The organism is Myxosarcina sp. GI1(2024), assembly GCF_053543375.1.
In genome coordinates this window covers 620846-628368 of record NZ_JBKGTY010000001.1, presented here as the reverse complement: position 1 = coordinate 628368, position 7523 = coordinate 620846, and the positions used below count along the sequence as shown (strand labels likewise).

General features: G+C 40.8%; 5 protein-coding genes and 4 pseudogenes. 3 read left to right on the top strand and 6 right to left on the bottom strand.

Annotation, left to right across the window (positions count from 1 at the left end):
- The 4 genes and pseudogenes from ACLFKQ_RS03140 to ACLFKQ_RS03125 all read right to left on the bottom strand — a co-directional run.
- A partial coding sequence (locus ACLFKQ_RS03140) for a DUF6444 domain-containing protein (RefSeq protein WP_448998436.1) occupies positions 1-406 on the bottom strand: 406 nt, incomplete at its 3' end.
- 53 nt (positions 407-459) lie between these two features.
- Positions 460-903: a transposase gene (locus tag ACLFKQ_RS03135; RefSeq protein WP_448998435.1), complete on the bottom strand. Its 444-nt coding sequence runs from the start codon at positions 901-903 to the stop codon at positions 460-462.
- Between the two features lie 190 nt (positions 904-1093).
- A pseudogene (locus ACLFKQ_RS03130) lies at positions 1094-2364 on the bottom strand (IS701 family transposase).
- An 82-nt stretch (positions 2365-2446) separates the two neighbouring features.
- The gene (locus ACLFKQ_RS03125; RefSeq protein WP_448998434.1) at positions 2447-2638 is read right to left on the bottom strand and encodes a hypothetical protein; all 192 of its coding nucleotides are present in this window, start codon (positions 2636-2638) and stop codon (positions 2447-2449) included.
- Between the two features lie 180 nt (positions 2639-2818).
- Between ACLFKQ_RS03125 and ACLFKQ_RS03120 the strand changes: the two are divergent.
- Positions 2819-3192 (top strand): annotated as a pseudogene (locus tag ACLFKQ_RS03120) (IS1 family transposase); the annotation flags it as partial.
- A 258-nt stretch (positions 3193-3450) separates the two neighbouring features.
- Here the strand turns inward: ACLFKQ_RS03120 and ACLFKQ_RS03115 are convergent.
- Positions 3451-4776 (bottom strand): ISNCY family transposase, encoded by a 1326-nt coding sequence (locus tag ACLFKQ_RS03115; RefSeq protein ID WP_448998433.1) that lies wholly within the window; start codon positions 4774-4776, stop codon positions 3451-3453.
- Between the two features lie 148 nt (positions 4777-4924).
- Here ACLFKQ_RS03115 and ACLFKQ_RS03110 point away from each other — a divergent pair.
- A pseudogene (locus ACLFKQ_RS03110) lies at positions 4925-5700 on the top strand (transposase); the annotation flags it as partial.
- A gap of 13 nt (positions 5701-5713) precedes the next feature.
- Here the strand turns inward: ACLFKQ_RS03110 and ACLFKQ_RS03105 are convergent.
- Positions 5714-5848: pseudogene (locus ACLFKQ_RS03105) on the bottom strand (ParA family protein); the annotation flags it as partial.
- 292 nt (positions 5849-6140) lie between these two features.
- Between ACLFKQ_RS03105 and ACLFKQ_RS03100 the strand changes: the two are divergent.
- The gene (locus ACLFKQ_RS03100) at positions 6141-6755 is read left to right on the top strand and encodes a cysteine hydrolase (RefSeq protein ID WP_448998432.1); all 615 of its coding nucleotides are present in this window, start codon (positions 6141-6143) and stop codon (positions 6753-6755) included.
- The last annotated feature ends 768 nt before the right edge of the window (positions 6756-7523 follow it).

The following is a 7523-nucleotide window of genomic DNA, read 5'->3' as shown; positions in this document are numbered from 1 at the left end:
CCAACTGGGCTACCTGTTGAGTATCTACTCGTACCCCCTTAGTCTTCCATTGTTGATTTCCACAGTTGGAGCAGATGGTCGGTTTCAATACTTCGTAGCGGTCTACACGCCCAAATCCTTTTCTCGTCTTCCCTTGATGTCCTGGTTGTCCTCCTGGTTTTCTTTTTGTCTCTTTTTTGGCTTCTTCCAACCCTACTTCTGGTTTTCTCTCGCTTTTTTTCAGCAAGTCAGTTGAAGGGGGTTTCGATGAGGTTTGGCTGTCGAGGTTGAGGCTCTGTTCCAGTTGTTCTATTCTTTTTTCTAGCTTCTCAATCAGCTTTTGTTGGGTAGTCACGATTTCTGCCAGTTTCTCATTGGACAACTGGCGCAGTTCTTCGGCTTTGAAGGGGTGATTAGCTTCGCTCATTATTGGCTACTTTAATCTCTTTTTCCTTTTTGTCAACCCTGATACCTGAATCCTTACACTTCCTGTTTATTTTCGAGGTTGGTGAGCAGATACCAAGGAGCAGGTAATTGTTTATTATCGTACTTTCTGTTCCAGTAAACTACGACGTTAAATCTGTCTATTTTATTTTCTTGTGTTACTAAAACTTTAGAGTACAAAACTCGTGTTCCTGGATTAATACACAAAGAATCTAGAGATTGATATTGTTGGTATCTGAGCTTAATTTTAGTATTTTTGTTCAATCTAAAAACGAAGTGTATTTTTTTCTTGGTTAACCACAGGGCAAATGCCGTACTCCTATATTCTCGATCGCCAATAACTACTAAATGATATTCTTTCATTAAACGTAATACGGGTCTAATAACAGCTACCTGCTCATAAAAATTACTACTACCTTTCTTAGATAACAGCAGCCAGTATCTTGGTAATGCCCGCTTTTTCCAAATTACACTTACCATTAAAATATTATTGGCTTTCCACTGTGTTCTATCGATAGTTATTATTAAGCGATCGCCTGTTTTGAATTGACTATTAATTATTTTTTTAATTAAGGGAAACCAAAGTAATGGTAAGCTTAATCGCGGTAAAACTAGAAACCTTTGTATTTTCTTTCTTCTAGTTTCACACTTAACGGTACTTAAACAAAAATCAAGCCCAAACAAAGCCCAAACTAGCTTTATAAGCTACGAATACGTCGCGATTTTGGTTCAACCATTGGACAAAACGATAAGATATACCTGTACGAAAAGCTTCTAATGCTTCAGGAAATGTCTCCAAAGGTTTGTTCGCCCAACGTCTTCTTAAACCTCCAGTAAGCTTATGCCAAAGGATAAAAGTATAGGCACAAAAAACTAGAATAAAATGTCTTTCCAAACTCTTCTTATCTCTAACTTGATACTCTTTTAATCCTAACCATCCCTTGGCTTCTCGATAGAAAACTTCTATCCAGTTTCTCTGAGCATAAGTTTGAACTATCCATTGCTCGGTTACTATTTCTCCCTCAACATTTGTGAGTAAGTAGTCAATATCTTCAGCATCTTCAAAGATTGGTGCACTCATGACGATAGCTATTTTTCTGATTCCTTCTAGCCTTGATATTTCTGCTTCTATTATTGCTACCCAGACGGTTCTAGGTTTTTCACCCTGGATTTGAATCTCCTTAAATTCCTCATCAGATAACCATTGAGCATATTCATCTACTCTGATTTTTTCTAATTGATTTGATGGAGTTTTAACCAAAATATTACGATTTTTAGCGATTCCTCCTATATACTTTAATTTCTTTTTTTCCAGTTCGAGTAAAACAGTTGTGTTGTTACCATAGGACGAATCTATTAATACTAGTCCTGGTCGATATCCCCTCTTCAAACTTTTATCGATTAATTCTAAGGCTAAGGTGGGTTTTTTCTTGAATTCTCTGTCTTTCTTTCCTTCGGGCAACGAATTACCATGTTGATATAGTTCTATGTCTAAAGGTAAGCTTTTTTGGCCATCATATAGATGAGTTGTTACTACAACATTGCCATTATCTGTTTTCCCAATTTCCCCAATATATTGACGACCTACTGCTGCGGTAAAGTTACCACTTTTTCTATGCCCAGAGTCATCAACAATTAGACTAAATCCCTTACTGATTCTCGTTTGATTACACTTGTTCATCACTTCTAAGCGACGTTCATTTATCTTGTTCGCTGACCAAGTTGCTTCAGTTAAGAAATGGTGTAATTTGTGGTATGTGACCTCTACTGCGTCTTTAGCCATTTGAGATACATTTTTTCGCTCACTTTCCCCTAATAATCCTCCTAAATAATGTCTGAATTCCCTTTTTTGCGCTTTAGTTCTCAGTAAATCATCAAACTTTTGACACCATCTCATCTATCGAAACAGGGAGGCATGGCTGCGGGAGTAGTTTCTTTCATAAAGTAAGTGCGATCGGGCTTTAGAATAATGTTAAAGTTAATCAGCAAAGGTATTCTATCTTATTTTGTCTGTTTAAATTGTTTAAGTACCGTTAATTGGATATGGAAAGCTCGAAGCCAATCTTTCGATTCTAACTTGACGGTGAACTTGTAGTAACCACACTAGAATTTGTAAGGTTAATAATTCTGAATCAGGGAGATAAGTTTTGAGATAATCTAGATAGAATTGGGGCAACATTTTCTTGAATAATTGTCTGTTTAATTTATCAGACAATTATTTTTCCTGATTTTTAAATCGACCCTTCATCTTGCTCAAGATGATTTAAGTATTTGCCTGGTTCTCTGTAACTCTTTGTATTTATACGTACTTCCTAGACTCATATTTTGGGAAGGTGACTAAACGCGCTTTCTCTCTTGCTGTCTCTAGTTTTTAGCGGTTGTCTCCCCGTCAGGTGGACGACAATTTGTCGAGAATGCTAGCCGTCAACCGATTGAGGAGGCAACTCGCCAGTTGATTGACAAGCTGCTACTCGAACGCCTATCGTTGGCAGCGATCGCCAGAGTCTCAGGTGTTGCTCAACGTTGGTTACAAATGTACGTCAATCAGAAATTTTATCAAATCCCTAGGACTGTTAACGTTACCCAAAAAAAAGAGGTAGGCTGACGATTCAATTAGACGAGATGTGGTCATTTCTGGGTTCCAAGAAGAACAAGCAATGGATCTGGTTGGCTATTGATGCCGAGAGCCGCGAAATTGTCGGGGTATTTGTTGGCGAGCGCTCTCGGCAGTCAGCGCCGCCGCTTTGGCAATCTTTGGGGGTGATTTACAGCAATTCTCATTTTGAAACCTGAACGAAAGAAAATACAGAATGAAAAATGAGAAACAGGAACTTGTGCGCGAAAAATTTTTGCGCACAAAGCGAAGAGTTAATTAATTGTGAGCCAAAGTAAGCTTAGAAGCAGCCATCATTTCCGAGGAAGTTCATTTTGAGCCATGAAAAAGCCGAGTAATACTTGGAACGACTACCTATTACTCTGTAGAGCTATAAAGGGCGCGAATTGGTTCTGGTTCAACAGTCGCGAAATTTAGCTAGAATTAACCCTGTCAGTTGCTTTTCCCTCCCTCAGCATAAACTCCCACAAAGTCTGCCAACTCTCAAACCATAAATATCTGGTTAGTGCCCGAACATCATTGAAGAAAGTTTGGCGAGTAACTAACATCGAGCGAACGGCACGATAAGTGATGTGGACTAAATCCCAACTGGTGTGGAAGAGATAAGCTAACCAATTAAGGCAGAATAGAAGTTCCGCCTGGTGGTTTTCACCGTGACCCAAGTTGTGTTCGAGATGATAGCCTTTAGTTTTGAGAATATTATTCCCTTCATTTTCGAGCTTCGAGCGCGCACGAGCAGCAGTGACAATCTCGATCGCATTCTGTCGCTCGATTTCATGGCAAGTAGCAAAGGCATTGTAATACAAGGTTTTCTCGTCGCTGGTATCTGTAACCGTTACCTCACACCAGTTTACGTCCAGGGCTGGTTGGGTAGCTCTGAGGGGAATTTTATTCACAAAGCGGTAGTAGTAAGACAAACATTTTCGTCCTCGAATCTCCAACTGGGTTAGAGTTTTCACCTCCCCGACTCGTTCGAGGTAATCCACCCACTCATAAAGTTCTGAATGAGATGTACGCTTACAGACAAAGATAAAATGATAACCATGAGCCAAAGCCGTTTCACAGATGGGTTGATTGCAGTAGAGGTCATCCCCAAGTAAAGTTACAGGGAGGTCTTCTGGGTCGCGGGGATGAGCAGCAATCCAACGCTTAGCGGCAGCGTTCTCCCAGTCTTGTTTATCATGACCATCTTGGGAAGTGATGAATTCTGGTTCTAAACTGATGAGCTGTGGTCGTCCTGGAGCCACCAGTACCGGAGTAACCGCAGCATGAAAATAGGTAGTACTGCCGTTTTTATGAGTCCGATGGCAACAATGACAACAGTGAATCTTCTTGGAGGAGAAATATTCAGTTCCATCAAGTGTCAGCAAAAATCCTCCACCGAAGCAACGATAGGGCGATAGGTTCCCTGTCTTGGACAAACCATTATAGACTGAGCGAAAAACGCCAAATACCGTCGAAGCTGGCACCAAATTGAGCAGGGTGCGAATCTGAGGATCACAGGGGATGTTCTCGATGCCAAACAAACTCTGGGCATTATTTTTCCCTTTCTGACTTTTCATCAAACGTTGATGGTCTAAAAAAGAAGGAGATTGCATAAAAAATACAGAAAATGCACTTAAGTGAGCTTCTTCAACCGTATATTTAGTATTATTGCTTGGTTTTCGTTCCTCGGGAAGATTATTTAACTCGGCACTCAGCATCGATAGTAATTCAGGCATTCCTATTGCTAGACCCATGTTGCTACTCTGTGAGAATTTAATGCCTTTTACTTTAATCTAATTCACCCGAATCTTAATCAGAGTGGTTTTTGTTAGCGAAAGTTATTTGCTAACAAACGTTCATTTCTCATCTATTTTTCTCTGGGAATTTTTAAAATGAGAATTGCTGACATATCACCGCTTACATCACTTTTTAACCGAAGCACCTTGGTCATCAGACATGGTTAATGAGCGACGTTTACAAGTAATGAACAAGTGTCATCAGACTAGAATTTGTAGCGGTTTTAGCTTAATTGTTGATGATAGTGGTCATAGAAAAAGTGGGTGCTTGCTCCGTCCTATACGCTGAGGAAACCTCAGCGCGGGCGGTGCGCAATTTCACTGCGGGAGTAGGTCGTCAGTATATTGGAGAAATCGGGAAAACAGATAATGGCAATGTTGTTGTTACAACTCATCTGTATATGGTAACAATACAACCTTGTTGAAGGAATTAGAGAAGAGAAAGTTAAAATATATTGGAGGATTAGCCAAAAATAGAAAGGTAAAACTTCTTAATCAATTAGAGGATAGAGAAGACATAAGATTAGATGATTTAGCACGGTCGTTACCCAAAGAGGCTGTTAGTGAAGTAATTCTAAATTTAGAAAAGAAGTTTTCTATCGTGAAGCCAAAGGTTGGTTAGGGCTAAAAGAATATCAAACAAGAGGTAAAAGAAGCTTAGATAGACATTTAATCCTTGTCTTTTGTGCTTACATTTTTATCCTTTGGCACAAGCTAACTGGTGGGTTAAGAAGACGCTGGGCTAATAAAGAAATTAAGACTTTTCCTGAAGCATTAGAAGCGTTTCGTACTGCTATGTCTTTTGGTTTCGTTCGATGGCTCAACCAAAATCCTGACCTATTCACAGCTTATAAAGCGAGTTTGGGCTTTGTTTGGGCTTGATTTTTGTTTAAGTCCCGCTAATTTGTTGGGCATCGGCATCTACAACCAAAACCCGACCTCGTTGAGAGAGCCAGTAAGCAAGATGGACAGAAGTAGTGGTTTTCCCAGTACCTCCCTTTTGATTGGCAACAGCGATAATTTTGCTCATCTACCTAGTTATTGTAGTTTGGATAAGGCGATCGTATATCTTAATAAACAATATGCGGTAGGTACGCTAGAAATTAAGGTAGTGCAGCTAAGAACGAAGTATGATAACTAGGAAATTTCTGGATAATGTACCAATAAAGGATAATATCCAGAAAAATTCGAAATAAAACCCTACATAGGGTAAATATACAGAATAATTTTGGATATCATGACCTATAGGTTAGATCTACAGAAAGTTTCCGTATAATAAATAGTGATGCCGCCACAACTCACCACCCAACCGAAGGAGTTTCATGATGGAAAAGACCGATCGAGCACTCATCCTGATCGAGTTCCAACAGGAGTGGCTGGCAGACGATGGAAAGCTGAATAAACTCATGGAGGATCGGTATCTCTTGCAGGGTGCAAAGGATAACGCGAAAAGGGCGCTTGCAGCGGCCAGAGAAGCGAACTTTCGCGTCATACACTGCGGCTTAGGCTTTCAAGAGAATTATCCGGAGTTGGGCAAGCCGCGTGCTGGTCTTCAGAGCACCATCCAAGAGGCAGGAACGTTCCTAGCCGCCGGCCAGGGCAGCCGGTTTGTCGAGCCGTTCACTCCAAGTGCAGGCGAGTTTGTGGTTCAAGGGCGGACGGGCGGTAGCGCCTTTGCAGGATCGAACCTTGACGTTTATCTTCGCAATCAACGGGTAAACCACATATATCTTGCGGGTTTCGCATTACACGTATGCATCGAATCCACCTTGCGGCAAGGCCATGACCAGGGCTACGAAGTGGTTGTACTGTCCGATGCGTGTGCGGCCTTCAATCAAGCCCAACAGGCTCACGTTCTCGATGCCGTTGTTCATCATTTCGGCAAACAGATGAACACGGATGATTTCGTCCGCTCATTGGAAGCAAAGGCAGCATAATAAATAGTTACTCTGCTTCAACTTAAGCTGAGTAAGGTGCAAGAAATTCATACACAAGTTAAGGAGATTCGTATACCAATGAATCCAGCATCTGTCTCAACTTTCTTACACGAAAATACTATTCGCGGTGAAATATTCCAGCTGAGATCCTAAATCTCACTGAAAAGTAAATGTGTATATATCCTCCTGGCTAACAACCTCAATGCACGCCGACCGACGAGAGGTTGTTGGTTAGAGTTCGAGGTTGTCTGTGGCGGATGATTGGGATCGTTAACAATTTCTCCTCGGAGCAGTCGACCGTCCCCGAACTCAAATTGCCCTAGCTGCACCGTTCATGTAACGCACCCAACCGACAAACCAATCAATAAATACTGGTTACTAAACTCCAATTGCTTTAAGAAGAGCGACCAGCGAAGCTGTTGCTGCTCAAGCACCGCATATTTTAAAGAGCAGTTTGCAGTGGGCACGGTAGAGGTTAGGATAGTGCAGCCTATGGCAAGATTTTAAAAGAATTTAATTTATTTCTCAAATGATTCCCGATTCATTGTTTAAGACTTTATCTTAACTAGGGCGTGTTTTAAAAGTCGGTGAAATGCTTAAAAATACGAGATTGAAGTATTTGGCTTAAACTTAATTTACGTAGACGGGGGATTCGATATACGATTCCACGTCAAGTCAATGAGCTTGGTTAATGGTACATAAGAAACATAGAGTTTTAGGTTCTGTTGACACAATTAACGCAACCAAATTAAAGCCGAAGCAAATTCG